Below are 13,297 nucleotides of genomic sequence, written 5' to 3' on the forward strand. Positions count from 1 at the left end.
GCTCCAGCCCCGCGAACCGCCGCATCGACTCGATCTCGTACAGCGCATCCTCCATCGCCGGGTCGCTCAGCGCGTACTACTGCTGCATGAAGTGGATGCGCAGCATCGTGGCTGCCGGCATCGGTGGCCGACCACGGCGACCAGACGTGGGATAACTTGGTTCGATCAGCGCCAGCAGCGCCGTCCACGGCACCACCTTGTCCATCTCGCCCAGAAATTTTTCCCGGCGCGTTGGCTTCTTCTTCGACTCGAAGCTCAGGGAGGCAAAGGAATGCTGCTTCATCGGTGTTGGGTTTCCTGGGAACTGCTGGCTATGATGCCGCAGACGGGGAATAGATCAGAGCATCCTTAGGCCGCACCAGCGGGGCCTGTTTTTGGATAGAGCCGACGCTTACGCTTGAGAGGCCGGGCTCGCTCCTCTAAGAACTCTACGATGCCCAAGCAAATCGCCTTGTCGAGTATTGGCCTGTCTGGCGCAGAATAGTGCTTGGAAGCAAGAACACCAATTGCAGCTATGCCCTGCTGGTCAAGTTGCAGCAGCATATCCGCTGCATCTGTCTCCCCGTAAGCCACCAACTCTTTGACTAGGTCATGCGGATTGAAATTGACCGTGGAACGAGCGTCAGCAAGGATTTTTGCGGGATCAAGCATGGTTGTTCCAACAAGGCCCAACGTTCAAAGTGAGGGGCAGCCGGAGCGCGAAGCGCGGAGGGAACCAAAAGCGTAGCTTTTGCTGTCCCCTCGACTGCCGGGTTAGGCTTTGGTTGCGAAGAACTTTTTCTCGACTTCATCAAGGTAGTTTGAATAGAAGTTCAGGCCAAGTTCGGCGAGAAGCACCGGATGGTGATTGGCGACAGGCTGGTCAAGATGGGATGTAGGGGGGTTGAACCACTCACCGTTATTCTTTACAGGCACTGCGACGGGATGCGGCGGCGTTTCTTCAACCATCATCGCGTCACCTTCGTAGTGAACAACTTTACCGTTTCGGATCTCCATTCTTTTGATGTAGCCGCCGCTCGGATTCACAAAACGGTATCCCCGCTGCCCGGGCTGGATTTTGGTGACGTCCTGAATTGAGTGGTTGTCTGCGTCTCGCGCCTGCTTCAAGTACCGAAGAAGCATGTCCTTCTTTCGAAGTTTATGATAAGTGCCCTGCCAGGGTTCGAAGGCCCCGCGGACATGCTGGCAGCAACGCTCCACTTTCTGCCATAGTTTTTCTATGGCGTTGAGATATGCACGCCACTCGGTTTCGAATTCGTCCAACGACTTGGCGTTGCGCATTCCGGTAATCGCCTTCGCCGCAGCTGCAAGTTCCAACCGAGGGTGCCTGAGTGATTCTTCTGCCATAGCGTTGAGGCCTAACGCTGGAGTTAAGCGGCGGCGAAGCCGTCCGCCTTGAACGAACTGTTAGGGGGTAACGGGATGAAGGGTAGCGACGCCCCACAGAGAACCGACAGCAAATGCAACGATGCTAGCGACGCCAAGGACGACGGTGGCGTAGAGGAAGTTGTTGTGTCGAAAAAGGCCTTGTTGAGGGTTGCCGAGCGCCGACTCGCCGTACAACCTTAACTGCGTTAGATAGGCGGTGACGTGTGCAAGCCCGCCCAGAGCAACTCCTGATATGAAGAATGCCATTGCGCCTTTTGCAGCGTGTAGCTCGACAATGGAAATATTTTTGCCAAGGAACGCTAGAAGCGCTACGGCGGCACCGCCGTTGGAAAAAATACCAAAACGAAGAGCACTGATAGAAATCTGTATGAGGCCCTTGTAGGTCTCTTGAGCATGCCAGTCTGAGCCGTAATCGCGATCGCGCATGCTTTGCCCCTAACGCTTAGTAGACCCCAAGAATGGGGTGTTGCACCGAGTATGCGGCTCCGACCCTGACCGCACAAGCCGACAATTCCTAAAACAGATCAGTCCCTTGCGCGTTAGCGCCGTCATCGATTCGGGTACAAGCAGCGGTGTTATCCGACACTTTTGAGGGTGTATGAGTTACGCAGGCAAATGTGCGGGTGTAACCGGGTGCAAAATGCCGTGCCTGCCGGATCGGGTGCAGGCGCATCGGGGAGAGGGGGCGGGTTTGCGTCCCCGGGAGGGAATGTCGACCCGCCCATGCCCGGCTCCCTTTACGCCGCCGGATTCCACGCCACCTGATTGCGGCCCTGGTGCTTCGCCCGATACAGCGCGACATCGGCGGCATTGACCAGTTGCTCGAAGTCCGCGTTGACAGCGGTGGCCACGCCCACGCTGGTGGTGATGTCGATGCTGCGGCCATCGAACAATGCCGGTTCCGCTGCCACGGCGGCGCGCATGCGCTCGGCGAGTGCGTCGGCGACCGCCGGCGCGATGGCAGGCAGCACCAGCATGAACTCCTCTCCGCCGTAACGCGCGAACAGGGCCTCGCGGGCCAGCCCCGCGCCACGGATCACCTCGACGAAATGGCTGAGCACCGCGTTGCCCGCCGCGTGGCCCCAGTTGTCGTTGATCGACTTGAAGTGGTCCAGGTCGAACATCAGCACGCTGCACGCCTGCCCGCGCGCACGACAGGCGTCCACCAGGCGGGTGCCCGCCTCGATCAAGGCGCTGCGATTGAGCAGGCCGGTGAGCCCGTCGGTGCGCGCCAGCCGGCGCAGGTCCAGGGTCAACCGCTCGGCCAGCATCAGGGTGAACCCGGTGCTCAGCAGGAACGAGGACAGGATGCCGAACAGGTAGTTCCAGGTGGTAAGCAGTTCGTCGAGTGGCGAGTGCGCGAACAGCTGCGGAAACAGCACCACCACCGAACGCAGCAGGTAGAACAGCGCGTCGATGATGAAGATCAGCGCGGTGAAGCTGCAGGTGTTGCGCATGTCCCGCGGCGAGCGCCACAGCAGCACCCAGACCATCCATACGTCCCAGAACACGCTGTAGCCGCCGAACATCAGCGCCGAGACCGTCTGCGTCGGCGGCGACAGGTAGACGTAGAACTGGCAGGCGACGAACAGGCCCACCACCGCCAGCGGCCAGCGCCAGCGCAGCGGGTAGCGCAGGTGGATGGCGATGCCCATCAGCATCAGCGCGTTGGCCAGCGCGATCAGGCCGCCGCCCACGACCGTGGAGAGCAGGCTGCCGTTTTCGTTCAGGCCCTGGAGGAGCACGGCGACGGTTATCACCCAGAACGCGGTGGCCCAGATGCGCAGCGCCGGCAGGCCACTCAGCACCAGCCCGAGCAGGGTGAAACTTATCGAGATGGCGATGCCGATGGCCGCGCCGATGACGCCGAGCGTAAAGAGGTCGAAGTGCATGCCCAATTCCGTATACAGACCCGCAAGCCAGGATCAGCGCGCCGCTTCCACCTGCGCACGCGGGACTTTCGGGCTTACACGGCCCGCAAGGTAACACGCCGTACGCCGGCCTCCCCGGCGGATAACGCGCCGTGCCGGCCTCAACCCGCCCGTCGTGCATACTCCGCCGACGGACACCCCGCCAGCGCCTTGAAAACGCGCCGGCGTTTCCATGAAAGCCATGACTCCACTCCTGCCGCCGCTCGCCGTGCCCATTCCCGCTGCGGGCGTGCCCGCCGCCGCGCCTGTACCCGCCCTCTCCGAGCCCACCACCATGCATGCCACCGGCCATTTCGACGTCAGCATCACCCCGCAAAACCCCGACAACCCGCGGGCCCAGGCCTCCGGCCTCGCGCGGCTGTCGCTGGACAAGCAGTTCCATGGCGACCTCGACGCCACCAGCCAGGGCAAGATGATGGCCGCGGGCGACGGCACCACCTCCGGCGCCTACGTGGCGCTGGAAAAAGTCACCGGCAAGCTGCACGGCCGCAGCGGCACGTTCGTGCTGGTGCACCGCGCGCTGATGGTCGACGGCTTGCCGCAGGAGTGGACCGTGGCGGTAGTGCCCGGCTCCGGTACGGGCGAGCTGGCCGGCCTCGGCGAGGCGATGACGATCACCGCCGCCGACGACAAGCACGGTTACGATCTCGGCTACACCCTGCCCGGCCGCCGAGCGGCCTGACCATGCAACCCCGGGAAGCACCGCGATGAACCAGCACACGGAAGTACCCAGCAGCACCACGGCGAAAACGCCTTCCGTGCTGCGCCGGATCCCGGCCGGCATCTGGGCGCTGGGCATGGTCTCGATGCTGATGGACACCTCCTCGGAAATGATCCACGCGCTGCTGCCGGTGTACCTGGTCAGCGTGCTCGGCGCCTCGGCGCTCGCCGTCGGCTTCATCGAGGGCATCGCCGAATCCACCGCGGCGATCACCAAGGTGTTCTCCGGCGCGCTGTCCGACTGGCTGGGCCGGCGCAAGCTGCTGGTGGCGATCGGCTACGGCCTCGCCGCGTTCACCAAGCCGATCTTTCCGCTGGCGAGCACGGTCGGCTGGGTGGTCACCGCACGCTTCGTGGACCGCATCGGCAAGGGCATCCGCGGCGCGCCGCGCGACGCGCTGATCGCCGACCTGGCGCCGGCCGCACTGCGCGGAGCCTCCTTTGGCCTGCGCCAGTCGCTTGATACCATCGGTGCGTTCGTCGGCCCGGCGCTGGCGATCGCGCTGATGTGGCTGGCTGCGGACAACATCCGGCTGGTGTTCTGGTTCGCGGTGCTGCCGGCTTTTGCCGCATTCGCGCTGGTGGTGTTCGGCGTGCACGACGTGCCGGACAGCGGGGAAAAGAAGCGGGCGCGCTCGCCGCTGTCGCGCGCCGAGCTGGCGCGCCTGCCGCTGCTGTACTGGGGCGTGGTGGCGATCGCCGCGGTGTTCACCCTGGCCCGTTTCAGCGAGGCCTTCCTGGTGCTGCGCGCGCAGGAACTGGGGCTGGGGCTGGTGCTGATCCCGCTGGTGCTGGTGGTAATGAACGTGGTGTATGCCTTGTCGTCCTACCCGGCCGGCGTGCTGGCCGACCGCGTCGACCGCGGCACGCTGCTCGGGCTGGGCGTACTGATCCTGGTGCTGTCGGACCTGGCGCTGGCCCTCGTCGGCGGGTTGGCCGGGCTGGCGCTGGGCGTGGTGTTGTGGGGCCTGCACATGGGCATGACCCAGGGTCTGCTGGCCGCCATGGTCGCCGACACCGCACCGGCCGACCTGCGCGGCACCGCGTACGGCATGTTCAACCTGGTGAGCGGGCTGGCCCTGCTGGCGGCCAGCGTGGTGGCCGGCGGGATGTGGGACGCGTTCGGCTCGCGCGCCACCTTCCTCTCCGGTGCCGGCTTCGCGATCGTGGCGCTGCTCGCGCTGGTGCCGGTGGCGCGGCGGGTGCGCAGGAACCGGCCCGCGTCGGGCTGAACCGCGCAGTGCGCATCGCACGACACGCTCGACAGGCGATGCGTCCACCGCACCGATGTCGATTTCGCCTGCGCCTGTTCGTCATCCGGGTAGTCCCGAGCCCAGGAGAACCGCGATGAACCCTGCACCCACCCTGGTGCCCGCCGCCGAACTGGCCGCGCGCAACCGCCTGCGCTTTCCCAACGAAAGCAACGACTACCGCCGCGCGCGCACCGCGTTGCTGGCCGGGGAGATCGAGCTGCGCCGGCACATCGAGCGTGTCGCCGAACTGCGTCGCGCGCTGCCGCCCGGCGGCGAGGTGACCGGCGACTACCGCTTCCGGGGCGAACGCGGGCCGGTCGATTTCGCCGGCCTGTTCGGCGACAAGTCGAGCCTGGTCGTCTACAGCTACATGTTCGGCCCGCAGCGCGTGGCGCTGGCCGTGGTGGCACGCTCGCCGATCGAGCGCCTCGTCGCGTTCAAGAACGAGCGCGGCTGGCGCGATCTCCGCCTGTACTCGGATACCGACGGCGCCTACAGCCGCGACTACTTCGCCGTCGACCCGGACGGCGGCGACGGCGACCAGGCCGCCTTCAACGTGTTCACCCGCCGCGACGGCACGATCCGCCACTTCTGGAGCGGCGAGATGGGTTTCGAGAGCGCCGACCCCGGCCAGGATCCGCGCGGCGCGCCGGACCTGACGCCGCTGTGGACCATCCTGGACTGCACGCCGGAAGGCCGCGGCACGGACTGGTACCCGAAGCTCGAGTACTGATGCTGCCGGCGGCGGCGTGCAGCCGCCGTCGATAGTTCACGGACGCGGTGGAACGCAGCTCTCGTCCAGCCGGCGCAGCTCGCACTCGATCTCCCACTCTTCGCCGTGCACCTGCAGGAAGCGCCGGGTCAGCTCCAGCGCGTGCTGCATCGAGTCGGCCTGCAGCAGTGCGTAGCCGCCGATCACTTCCTTCGTCTCGGTGAACGGGCCGTCCGTCGTCGTCAGCTTGCCGTGCGACAACCGTGTGCGCGTGCCTTCCGCGGTCGGCCGCAGCCCTGCGGTGTCCAACAACGTGCCGTCCGCCATCATCTGCGCCATCAGCTTGCCCATGTCGTCCATCAGCTGCTGGCTGGGCCGCTGCCCGGTGTTCTCGTTGATCCGGATCATCGAAAGAAATCGCATCGTCGTCGCTCCTGTAGGTCATGGCGCAGCCGCGCGACCGGCCCCATGCCGGCCCGCCCATCGCGCTCCTGCCATGGCGACGAACGGGCCCGGGCCGGATCGACACACGCCGCCTGCGCACGGCTACGAAAGCGGGTGCCGCTCCGCCGCCGCGGCATCCACATCGCAGCGACCCTCGGCGCAACGTTCCGCCGTGGGCGCCTCGACCGTGGCGTAGGGGCGCTGCTGCCCCGCCTCGACCAGCAGCGTGCCGATCTCTGCACCGAGCAGCAGGTCGTCGTACACGCCAAACACCTGGCGGCGCAGCCGCCCTTGCGCGTCGATCAGGATCGTGGTCGGCGTGCCCTGCATGGCATACGCGCGCATGGTGCAGGGGATCGGGTCGCCGGCCGGCCCCGGTGCGTCGATGCCGACCGGAAACAGCACGCGGTACTCGTGCAGGAACGCGCGCAGCGACTCCGGCCCCATCGCCGCGTGGTGCTCGAACACCGTGTGCAGGCCGACCACCGCCAACGGCGCGCCCTCGAACAGCTTCGCGACGCGCTGCGCCTGCGGGATGCCGTGCGCCACGCAGCCCGGGCAGAGCATCTGGAAGGCATGCAGCAATACCACCCGTCCGCGGAAATCGCCGAGGCCCAGCGGCCCGGGGCTGTTCAGCCAGGCTACGGTACGCCACTCGGGGGCCGGTTCCGGCGTCATCGCAAATCTCCTTCCTCGATGCACGGGCGCGTCATCCGCGGCAGACACGACTTCAGCCGTGCAGCGTACATCTTTCCCATGTCCCCGGCGGCGTGCCGCCTGCCGGCGAGGAATGGCCGCAGGCTCAGCCCGGCAACGCAGCCTGGCGACCCTGCAGGAAACGGCGCACGGCGGGATCGCCGGCAACGCCGATCGCGACGTCGAAGGCGTGCCGCGCGTCGCGGCAGGCGTGCGTCCTGGCCAGCAAGGCCGCCCGTGCCGCCCAGTAGGGCTGGTAATCGACGAGCCGGCCATCGGCGGCGAGCGCATCCATGATTTCGAGCGCCGCCTGCGGGCCCTGCAGCTCCGCGATCGCCAGCGCGCGGTTGAGCGCGACCACCGGCGAGTCGCTGAGCGCCAGCAACGCGTCGTAGAGCTGCACCTCCGGCGTCCAGTCGGCGCGGCCGCTGCGGCAACGCTCGACATGGGCCGACTGCAGCGCGGCTTCGAGCTGGTAGCGGCCGATACGGCCCAGCCGGCTGGCGCGCAGCAGCAGCGCCTCGGCCTCGTCGATCATCGCCGCATCCCATCGCGCGACATCCTGTTCGGCCAGCGGCACGTAGTCGCCCGCCGCCGTGCGGCGCGCGGAACGGCGCGCTTCCGCGTGCAGCATGCAGGCCAGCAGACCCAGCGCCTCCGGCTCCTGCGGCAACAGGCCGGCCACCAGCCTGGCGAGGAACAGCGCCTCCGCGGTGAGGTCGCGGCGGATCGCATCGGTGCCGCCGGGATCGCTCCAGCCTTCCGCGAAGGCGGCGTAGATGGCTTCCAGCACGCCGTCCAGCCGCCCGGCCAGTTCGTCGCGCGCAGGCACGGCAAAGGGAATGCCGGCCTGCCGGATCTTCTGCTTCGCCCGCCCCAGCCGCTTGCCCATCGCCTGCGGCGAGGCGAGGAAGGCCGCGGCGATCGCCTTCGCGTCCAGCCCGAGCACCGCCTGCAGCATCAACGGCGCGCGGATGCCGGCATCGATGGCCGGATGCGCACAGGCGAACAACAGCGCGAGGCGCCGATCCGGGATGGCAGCGTCATCTCCTTCCGCCACCGCGCTCTCCTCGATCTCGGCGAGGATCCGCAACTGCACGGCTGCCGCTTCGCCGTGGCGGTGGCGCCGGAACCGGTCGATTCCCTTGCGCCTGGCCACGGTCAGCAGCCAGGCTTCCGGATTCGCGGGGCAGCCGTTGCGCGGCCAGTCCGCCAGGGCCGTGGCAAACGCTTCGGACAAGGCATCCTCGGCCGCTGCCACGTCATGCATGGCAGCGGCGAGGAAGGCGACGAGCTTGCCGTAGCTGCGGCGGGCCACCGCATCCGCCGCACGGCGTGCCTGCGCGGTGCGATCCAAGCTACATGCTCCAGACCGGCCGCACTTCGACAATGCCGTGACTCGCGCCCGGGCAGCGCGCCGCCCAGGCGAGCGCGGCGTCCAGGTCGGCGACGTCGATGAGGTAGTAGCCGCCCAGTTGCTCCTTGGAGTCCGCGTAGGGGCCGTCCAGCACCTGCGACTTGCCGTTCGCCACGCGCACGGTGGTCGCGTTCGCCGTGCCCTGCAGGCGGTTCGAGCCGGCCAGCGCGCCCGCCGTCTTCAACGCCTGCGTATAGGCCCCGTAGGCCGCGATGCCCTGTTCCTGCTCGGCCGGCGACATCCGCGACCAGCCGCCTTCCTCCGCATACAGCATCAGTAGATATTGCATCGTGATTCTCCGTTCCAGGTGATCGGCGGGCAGCATGCGCCGCCATACCTATGACGTGCGGGGTTCCCCGATTTGGACAAGGTCGATCCCGCACGGCGATGGCGATGCATCCGGGCTGCCGCCCTAGCCGTCCGCGGCGCGTGCTTCGGCGATCAGCGTGGGGATCAGCTCCGACACGGTCGGATGGATCGGCACCGTGCGCTGCAGCTGCGTGGCGGTGGCGCCCACGCTCATCATGTCGATGATGCCGTGGATCGCCTCGTCACCCTCGATGCCGAGGATCGCGGCACCCAGGATCGCCTTCGTTCCGGCATCGATGATCACCTTCATGAAACCCTGCGTCTCGTCCCTCTCCACCGCGCGCCCGACCCGAGCCATCGGCCGCTTGCCGACCAGGAACGGGCGGCTGCGCTTGCGCGTCTCGGTTTCGCCGATGCCGACACGCCCCAGCGGCGGGTCGATGTACAACGCGTAGCCGCTGACGCGCTCGCTGAGGCAACGGCTCTCGCCGTCGAGCAGGTTCGCCGCGACGATCTCGAAGTCGTTGTAGGACGTATGCGTGAACGCGCCGCACCCGTTGCAGTCGCCCAGCGCCCAGACGCCCGGCGGGTTCGTGCGCAGTTCGTCGTCGACGCCGATGTAGCCGCGCGCATCCGTCGCCGCGCCGGCCTGGCCCAGGCCGAGGTCGCCGGTGTTGGGCACGCGCCCCACCACCAGCAACACGTGGCTGCAATCGATCCGGTGCAGAACCATGTCGTCACTCCTGCATGAAGGCGGTTGTTGTAACGCGAACCACCGGACAGGCCCGACAAATTTCCGTGAAGCCGCCGTCCAGGGAACAGCGTGGCCTCGCGCCCTCAGCCATCGGGCGGCACATCGAAGCGGTACGCCGTGTTGCGCGCCGATGCCCGCTTGCCGAACTCCCGGGCGAAGGCCGCGAGGTGGCGATAAGGCGCGAGCGGCACGGTGACGCGGAAGGCCAGGTGCTCGACCAGGCAGAACAGCGATGCCTCCAGCAGGCTGAGGTCGCGCGGCGGCAGCGTGGCGATGACCGGCAGCAGCCGTTCGTCGAGCCACTGCAGGGCATTGCGCAATCCCGCGGCGGCCTTGGCGAAGTAGATGCTGTCCGCCGGAAGTTGCGCGATCTGCGTGCCGAAGCCGAGCTGCACCTGCGCCTGCATGGCGTGCCAGACGAGTTCCTGCGCATTGCGCGCCTGCAGGTCGCGCACGTCCTCGGGCCAGACGATGCGCCGCTGCGCCGGCACGGATTCCGCCAGCACGCGGCAGATGTTCTCGGCGCCGAATACCGTCGCCCCATCCTTCGTGAGCACCGGCAGCTTGAGCGCGGGGTTCCCCGCATAGTCGCGCGCATCCAGCGACGCCAGGTCGTAGACCGGGGCGAACTCGCAGGCCACGCCCAGTTCCTGCGCGAACACGCGCACCAGGCGGGTGAAATGCGAACTGCTGCGACCGGTGATCCGCGGCGCCGGACTCACCCCGGTCGTGTCACTTGCACCGGACAAGGCACTGCCTCCTGCGTTCCATCAACCGCGGCTTTCACGCCTTTCCCTTCGAGCCACCCTGCGCGAACGCGACGAAGCCTTCCATGAACTTGCGCAGCTGGTCGCTGGTGCGCGCATCGGCGATAGCGCCGTCGGCATCGAACACACTGCTCGCGTGCGACACCATCAGGCGGCCGCCGGTCCACAGTTCCGCGCCGAGCGTGCGCAGCACCGGCAGCCAGGCGTTCTGCGACAGGATGGTGCCGAAGCCGCCGGGCGATGCGCCGATCAGCGCCACCGGCTTGCCGGCGAATACGCGCGGGATGTCGGCCGCCGGCCGGGTCAGCCAGTCCAGCGCGTTCTTGGTCACGCCGGGAATGCTGTTGTTGTATTCGGGCGTGGCGATCAGCAGGCCGTCGGCCGCGGCAATCGCTTCCTTGAGCGCCGCGACCTCGGCCGGAATGCCGTGCGCGGCCTCGTCGTCGCCGTTGTACAGCGGGAACGCGGCGATCGACATGGTCTGCAGCCGGCTGCCGCCCGGCATCGCCGCGACGGCGGCGCGCAGCAGGGCGGCATTGAACGAGCCTTTGCGCAGGCTGCCGGAAAACCCCACCAGAATGGCCATGCTCCACCTCCGAAACGCTGACGACGACAGGAGCGGCAAGAGTAGCGCGGAAACGGCGACACGCCGTATCGCGCCCGGACCGATTCGACAGTCCGCCACGCCGACGGATTGCCGGGTTACGATGCCGCTCTTTCACCGCGTCGCGGCGCCGCCGCTCCAGGAAAGCCCGCCGTGCCGCATTACTCCGGTCCCTTGCTCACACGCCCGATTGCCGGGGCGCTGCTGGCCGCACGCGATGCCGGTGCGCACGAATGGGGCGGCTCGCTGGACCTGGGACGCTCGAATGGCAGCGCATCGCTGCAGGCGGACGCCTGGCTGTGGCAGGGCCGGCGCTACCCGTATCCGTCCGCGTTGAAGGAGCGCACGATCTACTACTGGGACGACGACGGGTTCGCGCCGGTGGCGCGCTATGCTGGCTCGCTGATCAAGCTGGTGCCCACCGAGTGGGGCGCGCCCACCTTCGAGATCGACGGCATCAAGATGCTGCCCACCTCGAAGGAGTCGCCGCTGGACGACGCACGCCGCAAGGTCGCGCTGGTCGAGCCGCGCGGCAAGGTGGTGCTGGATACCTGCGGCGGCCTGGGCTACTTCGCCGCCTGCTGCCTGGAGGCCGGCGCGGCGCGCATCCACTCGTTCGAGAAGAACCCCGACGTGCTGTGGCTGCGCACGCTCAACCCGTGGTCGCCCGATCCTGATGCGGTTGACCCCGACGCGCCGCAGAACGGCGGCCGCCTGCGGCTGGAGCACGCGGACGTGGCGCAGGCCATCGCGCAACTCGCCGACGCCTCGGTGGACGCGCTGCTGCACGACCCGCCGCGCTTCGGCATCGCCGGCGAGCTGTACTCGCTGGAGTTCTACCGGCAACTCGCCCGCGTGCTGCGCCGCGGCGGCCGCCTGTTCCACTACACCGGCAGCCCCAACAAGCTCACCAGCGGCCGCGACGTGCCGCGCGAAGTGGCTCGGCGGCTGGAGCAGGCCGGCTTCAGGGCGGAACTGGCGCTGGACGGGGTACTGGCCACGCGGCGCTGAACACACCGTGCCGTCCGACCTGGAGTTGCCCTACCATCCGGGCCGATGGATACCCCGTCCCTCCCGTCATCGAACGGCCCGTCCCGCGGCAGCCTGGCCTGCGTGGGCCTGGGCATGACCCTCGGCTCCCACCTCACGCCACTGGCGCGCAGCCACATCCAGCGGGCGGACGTGGTGTTCGCCGGGCTGTCCGACGCCATCGTGGAAGTGTGGCTCGGGCGCATGCATCCGGACGTGCGCAGCCTGCAGCCCTACTACGCGGAGGGCAAGTCGCGGCTGCAGACCTACCGCGAGTGGGTCGAGTTGATGATGACCGAGGTGCACGCCGGCAAGCGGGTCTGCGGGGTGTTCTACGGCCACCCCGGCATCTTCGCCTGGTCGCCGCACAAGGCCATCGAGGCCGCCCGCGCGGAAGGTTACGAGGCGCACATGGAGCCGGGCATCTCCGCCGAGGACTGCCTCTATGCCGACCTGGGCATCGACCCCGGCCGCTACGGCTGCCAGCACTTCGAGGCCAGCCAGCTGCTGTTCTACGAACGGCGCATCGAGAACACCGGCTACCTGGTGCTGTGGCAGGTGGCGCACGCAGGCGACTGGTCGCTGGGGATCTCCCAGACCGGGCCGGCCTACCGGCAGGTGCTGGTGGACCTGCTGGCCCGCGACTATCCGCTGGATCACCCGGTCATCGTCTACCGTTGCGCCACCCTGCCGATCCAGCAGCCACGCATCCGCCGCATCGCGCTGCGCGACCTGCCGCAGGTGTCATTGAGCGCCGAGGAGACCGTGGTGCTGCCCCCGGCCGCGGCGATGAAACCCAACCGCGCCGTGCTGGAGCGGCTTGGGGCGCTGGACCGGCTGGAGGCAGGTGCCAAAACGTGAACCAGCGAACATAATGGCTCGGCGGCCGTGCCTGCCTGGGGAAAGGTCCGCACCGGCCCATGACGCCACCGGCACCGGCGGACCCGCCCTGCCAATCGCACGATCATCACGGAACGGGGAAAAACCATGACAGACACGATCGACCTGCTGGAGGCCATCGGCGGCGATGCCGCGTTGCGCCACGCCGCGGCCGAGGACCTGGCGAACGTGCTCGAGGAGGCCCAGGCGTCCGCCGCACTCATCTCGGCGGTGGCCAGCGGCGACCGCGCGATGCTGGCGGCGGAGTTCGGAAACAGGGTGAACCTGACCACCGAATCCGTTCAGAGTCCCGCGCACGAAGAAGAAGAGGAAGAGGACGGCGAAGAACCGGTACCCGACGACGACCGTCCGCTGCCCTTGTCCTAGACGAAA

Annotated in this window: 16 protein-coding genes and 2 pseudogenes; 6 read left to right on the plus strand and 12 right to left on the minus strand. The window is 67.8% G+C overall.

Features of this window, described 5'->3' with window-relative positions; all coding sequences use genetic code 11:
- The 5 genes and pseudogenes from AC1Q5A_RS16215 to AC1Q5A_RS16235 form a co-directional block, all read right to left on the minus strand.
- Positions 1-283 (minus strand): annotated as a pseudogene (locus AC1Q5A_RS16215) (transposase); the annotation flags it as partial.
- A 65-nt stretch (positions 284-348) separates the two neighbouring features.
- Positions 349-651 (minus strand): hypothetical protein, encoded by a 303-nt coding sequence (locus AC1Q5A_RS16220; RefSeq protein ID WP_492702452.1) that lies wholly within the window; start codon positions 649-651, stop codon positions 349-351.
- Positions 652-753: 102 nt separating this feature from the next.
- Positions 754-1,281, minus strand: a complete 528-nt coding sequence (locus AC1Q5A_RS16225) for a hypothetical protein (protein ID WP_492702454.1) — start codon at positions 1,279-1,281, stop codon at positions 754-756.
- A 126-nt stretch (positions 1,282-1,407) separates the two neighbouring features.
- The gene (locus tag AC1Q5A_RS16230) at positions 1,408-1,815 is read right to left on the minus strand and encodes a hypothetical protein (RefSeq protein ID WP_492702456.1); all 408 of its coding nucleotides are present in this window, start codon (positions 1,813-1,815) and stop codon (positions 1,408-1,410) included.
- 311 nt (positions 1,816-2,126) lie between these two features.
- On the minus strand, positions 2,127-3,281 hold the full coding sequence (locus AC1Q5A_RS16235; protein ID WP_492702458.1) for a GGDEF domain-containing protein: 1,155 nt from the start codon (positions 3,279-3,281) through the stop codon (positions 2,127-2,129).
- 220 nt (positions 3,282-3,501) lie between these two features.
- Here AC1Q5A_RS16235 and AC1Q5A_RS16240 point away from each other — a divergent pair, with 220 nt between their 5' ends.
- The 3 genes from AC1Q5A_RS16240 to AC1Q5A_RS16250 all read left to right on the plus strand — a co-directional run bounded on the left by AC1Q5A_RS16240 (position 3,502) and on the right by AC1Q5A_RS16250 (position 6,026).
- Positions 3,502-4,002: a DUF3224 domain-containing protein gene (locus AC1Q5A_RS16240; RefSeq protein WP_492702460.1), complete on the plus strand. Its 501-nt coding sequence runs from the start codon at positions 3,502-3,504 to the stop codon at positions 4,000-4,002.
- A 25-nt stretch (positions 4,003-4,027) separates the two neighbouring features.
- Positions 4,028-5,272: an MFS transporter gene (locus AC1Q5A_RS16245; protein ID WP_492702462.1), complete on the plus strand. Its 1,245-nt coding sequence runs from the start codon at positions 4,028-4,030 to the stop codon at positions 5,270-5,272.
- A gap of 115 nt (positions 5,273-5,387) precedes the next feature.
- Positions 5,388-6,026, plus strand: coding sequence for a DUF899 family protein (locus AC1Q5A_RS16250; RefSeq protein ID WP_492702464.1), 639 nt, complete (start codon positions 5,388-5,390; stop codon positions 6,024-6,026).
- A 36-nt stretch (positions 6,027-6,062) separates the two neighbouring features.
- Here the strand turns inward: AC1Q5A_RS16250 and AC1Q5A_RS16255 are convergent, their stop codons facing one another.
- The 7 genes and pseudogenes from AC1Q5A_RS16255 to AC1Q5A_RS16285 form a co-directional block, all read right to left on the minus strand.
- Positions 6,063-6,428, minus strand: coding sequence for a YciI family protein (locus tag AC1Q5A_RS16255; protein WP_492702466.1), 366 nt, complete (start codon positions 6,426-6,428; stop codon positions 6,063-6,065).
- Between the two features lie 123 nt (positions 6,429-6,551).
- Positions 6,552-7,127: a peroxiredoxin family protein gene (locus AC1Q5A_RS16260; protein ID WP_492702468.1), complete on the minus strand. Its 576-nt coding sequence runs from the start codon at positions 7,125-7,127 to the stop codon at positions 6,552-6,554.
- Positions 7,128-7,251: 124 nt separating this feature from the next.
- On the minus strand, positions 7,252-8,502 hold the full coding sequence (locus tag AC1Q5A_RS16265) for an RNA polymerase sigma factor (RefSeq protein WP_492702470.1): 1,251 nt from the start codon (positions 8,500-8,502) through the stop codon (positions 7,252-7,254).
- Between the two features lies 1 nt (position 8,503).
- Positions 8,504-8,851 (minus strand): YciI family protein, encoded by a 348-nt coding sequence (locus tag AC1Q5A_RS16270; RefSeq protein WP_492702472.1) that lies wholly within the window; start codon positions 8,849-8,851, stop codon positions 8,504-8,506.
- 123 nt (positions 8,852-8,974) lie between these two features.
- Positions 8,975-9,592: pseudogene (locus AC1Q5A_RS16275) on the minus strand (oxidoreductase dimerization domain-containing protein); the annotation flags it as partial.
- 116 nt (positions 9,593-9,708) lie between these two features.
- On the minus strand, positions 9,709-10,374 hold the full coding sequence (locus AC1Q5A_RS16280; protein WP_492702474.1) for a glutathione S-transferase N-terminal domain-containing protein: 666 nt from the start codon (positions 10,372-10,374) through the stop codon (positions 9,709-9,711).
- A gap of 34 nt (positions 10,375-10,408) precedes the next feature.
- Positions 10,409-10,978 (minus strand): NADPH-dependent FMN reductase, encoded by a 570-nt coding sequence (locus AC1Q5A_RS16285; RefSeq protein ID WP_492702476.1) that lies wholly within the window; start codon positions 10,976-10,978, stop codon positions 10,409-10,411.
- A gap of 171 nt (positions 10,979-11,149) precedes the next feature.
- Here AC1Q5A_RS16285 and AC1Q5A_RS16290 point away from each other — a divergent pair, with 171 nt between their 5' ends.
- The 3 genes from AC1Q5A_RS16290 to AC1Q5A_RS16300 all read left to right on the plus strand — a co-directional run bounded on the left by AC1Q5A_RS16290 (position 11,150) and on the right by AC1Q5A_RS16300 (position 13,291).
- Positions 11,150-12,007: a class I SAM-dependent methyltransferase gene (locus AC1Q5A_RS16290; RefSeq protein ID WP_492702478.1), complete on the plus strand. Its 858-nt coding sequence runs from the start codon at positions 11,150-11,152 to the stop codon at positions 12,005-12,007.
- A 45-nt stretch (positions 12,008-12,052) separates the two neighbouring features.
- Positions 12,053-12,886 carry an SAM-dependent methyltransferase gene (locus AC1Q5A_RS16295; RefSeq protein WP_492702480.1) on the plus strand — a complete coding sequence of 278 codons (834 nt, stop codon included), beginning with the start codon at positions 12,053-12,055 and terminating at the stop codon, positions 12,884-12,886.
- A gap of 126 nt (positions 12,887-13,012) precedes the next feature.
- A complete protein-coding gene (locus AC1Q5A_RS16300; protein ID WP_492702482.1) occupies positions 13,013-13,291 on the plus strand; it encodes a hypothetical protein in 279 nt (92 codons plus the stop codon).
- Positions 13,292-13,297: the final 6 nt, after the last annotated feature.

Source organism: Rhodanobacter sp. GW835-FHT13D09, assembly GCF_058793995.1.

Excerpts from the sequence above, each read along its gene's own strand:
- AC1Q5A_RS16220 (WP_492702452.1), bottom strand. The coding sequence starts at position 651 with ATGCTTGATCCCGCAAAAATCCTTGCTGACGCTCGTTCCACGGTCAAT.
- AC1Q5A_RS16225 (WP_492702454.1), bottom strand. The coding sequence starts at position 1,281 with ATGCGCAACGCCAAGTCGTTGGACGAATTCGAAACCGAGTGGCGTGCA.
- AC1Q5A_RS16230 (WP_492702456.1), bottom strand. The coding sequence starts at position 1,815 with ATGCGCGATCGCGATTACGGCTCAGACTGGCATGCTCAAGAGACCTAC.
- AC1Q5A_RS16235 (WP_492702458.1), bottom strand. The coding sequence starts at position 3,281 with ATGCACTTCGACCTCTTTACGCTCGGCGTCATCGGCGCGGCCATCGGC.
- AC1Q5A_RS16240 (WP_492702460.1), top strand. The coding sequence starts at position 3,502 with ATGACTCCACTCCTGCCGCCGCTCGCCGTGCCCATTCCCGCTGCGGGC.
- AC1Q5A_RS16245 (WP_492702462.1), top strand. The coding sequence starts at position 4,028 with ATGAACCAGCACACGGAAGTACCCAGCAGCACCACGGCGAAAACGCCT.
- AC1Q5A_RS16250 (WP_492702464.1), top strand. The coding sequence starts at position 5,388 with ATGAACCCTGCACCCACCCTGGTGCCCGCCGCCGAACTGGCCGCGCGC.
- AC1Q5A_RS16255 (WP_492702466.1), bottom strand. The coding sequence starts at position 6,428 with ATGCGATTTCTTTCGATGATCCGGATCAACGAGAACACCGGGCAGCGG.
- AC1Q5A_RS16260 (WP_492702468.1), bottom strand. The coding sequence starts at position 7,127 with ATGACGCCGGAACCGGCCCCCGAGTGGCGTACCGTAGCCTGGCTGAAC.
- AC1Q5A_RS16270 (WP_492702472.1), bottom strand. The coding sequence starts at position 8,851 with ATGCAATATCTACTGATGCTGTATGCGGAGGAAGGCGGCTGGTCGCGG.
- AC1Q5A_RS16285 (WP_492702476.1), bottom strand. The coding sequence starts at position 10,978 with ATGGCCATTCTGGTGGGGTTTTCCGGCAGCCTGCGCAAAGGCTCGTTC.
- AC1Q5A_RS16295 (WP_492702480.1), top strand. The coding sequence starts at position 12,053 with ATGGATACCCCGTCCCTCCCGTCATCGAACGGCCCGTCCCGCGGCAGC.
- AC1Q5A_RS16300 (WP_492702482.1), top strand. The coding sequence starts at position 13,013 with ATGACAGACACGATCGACCTGCTGGAGGCCATCGGCGGCGATGCCGCG.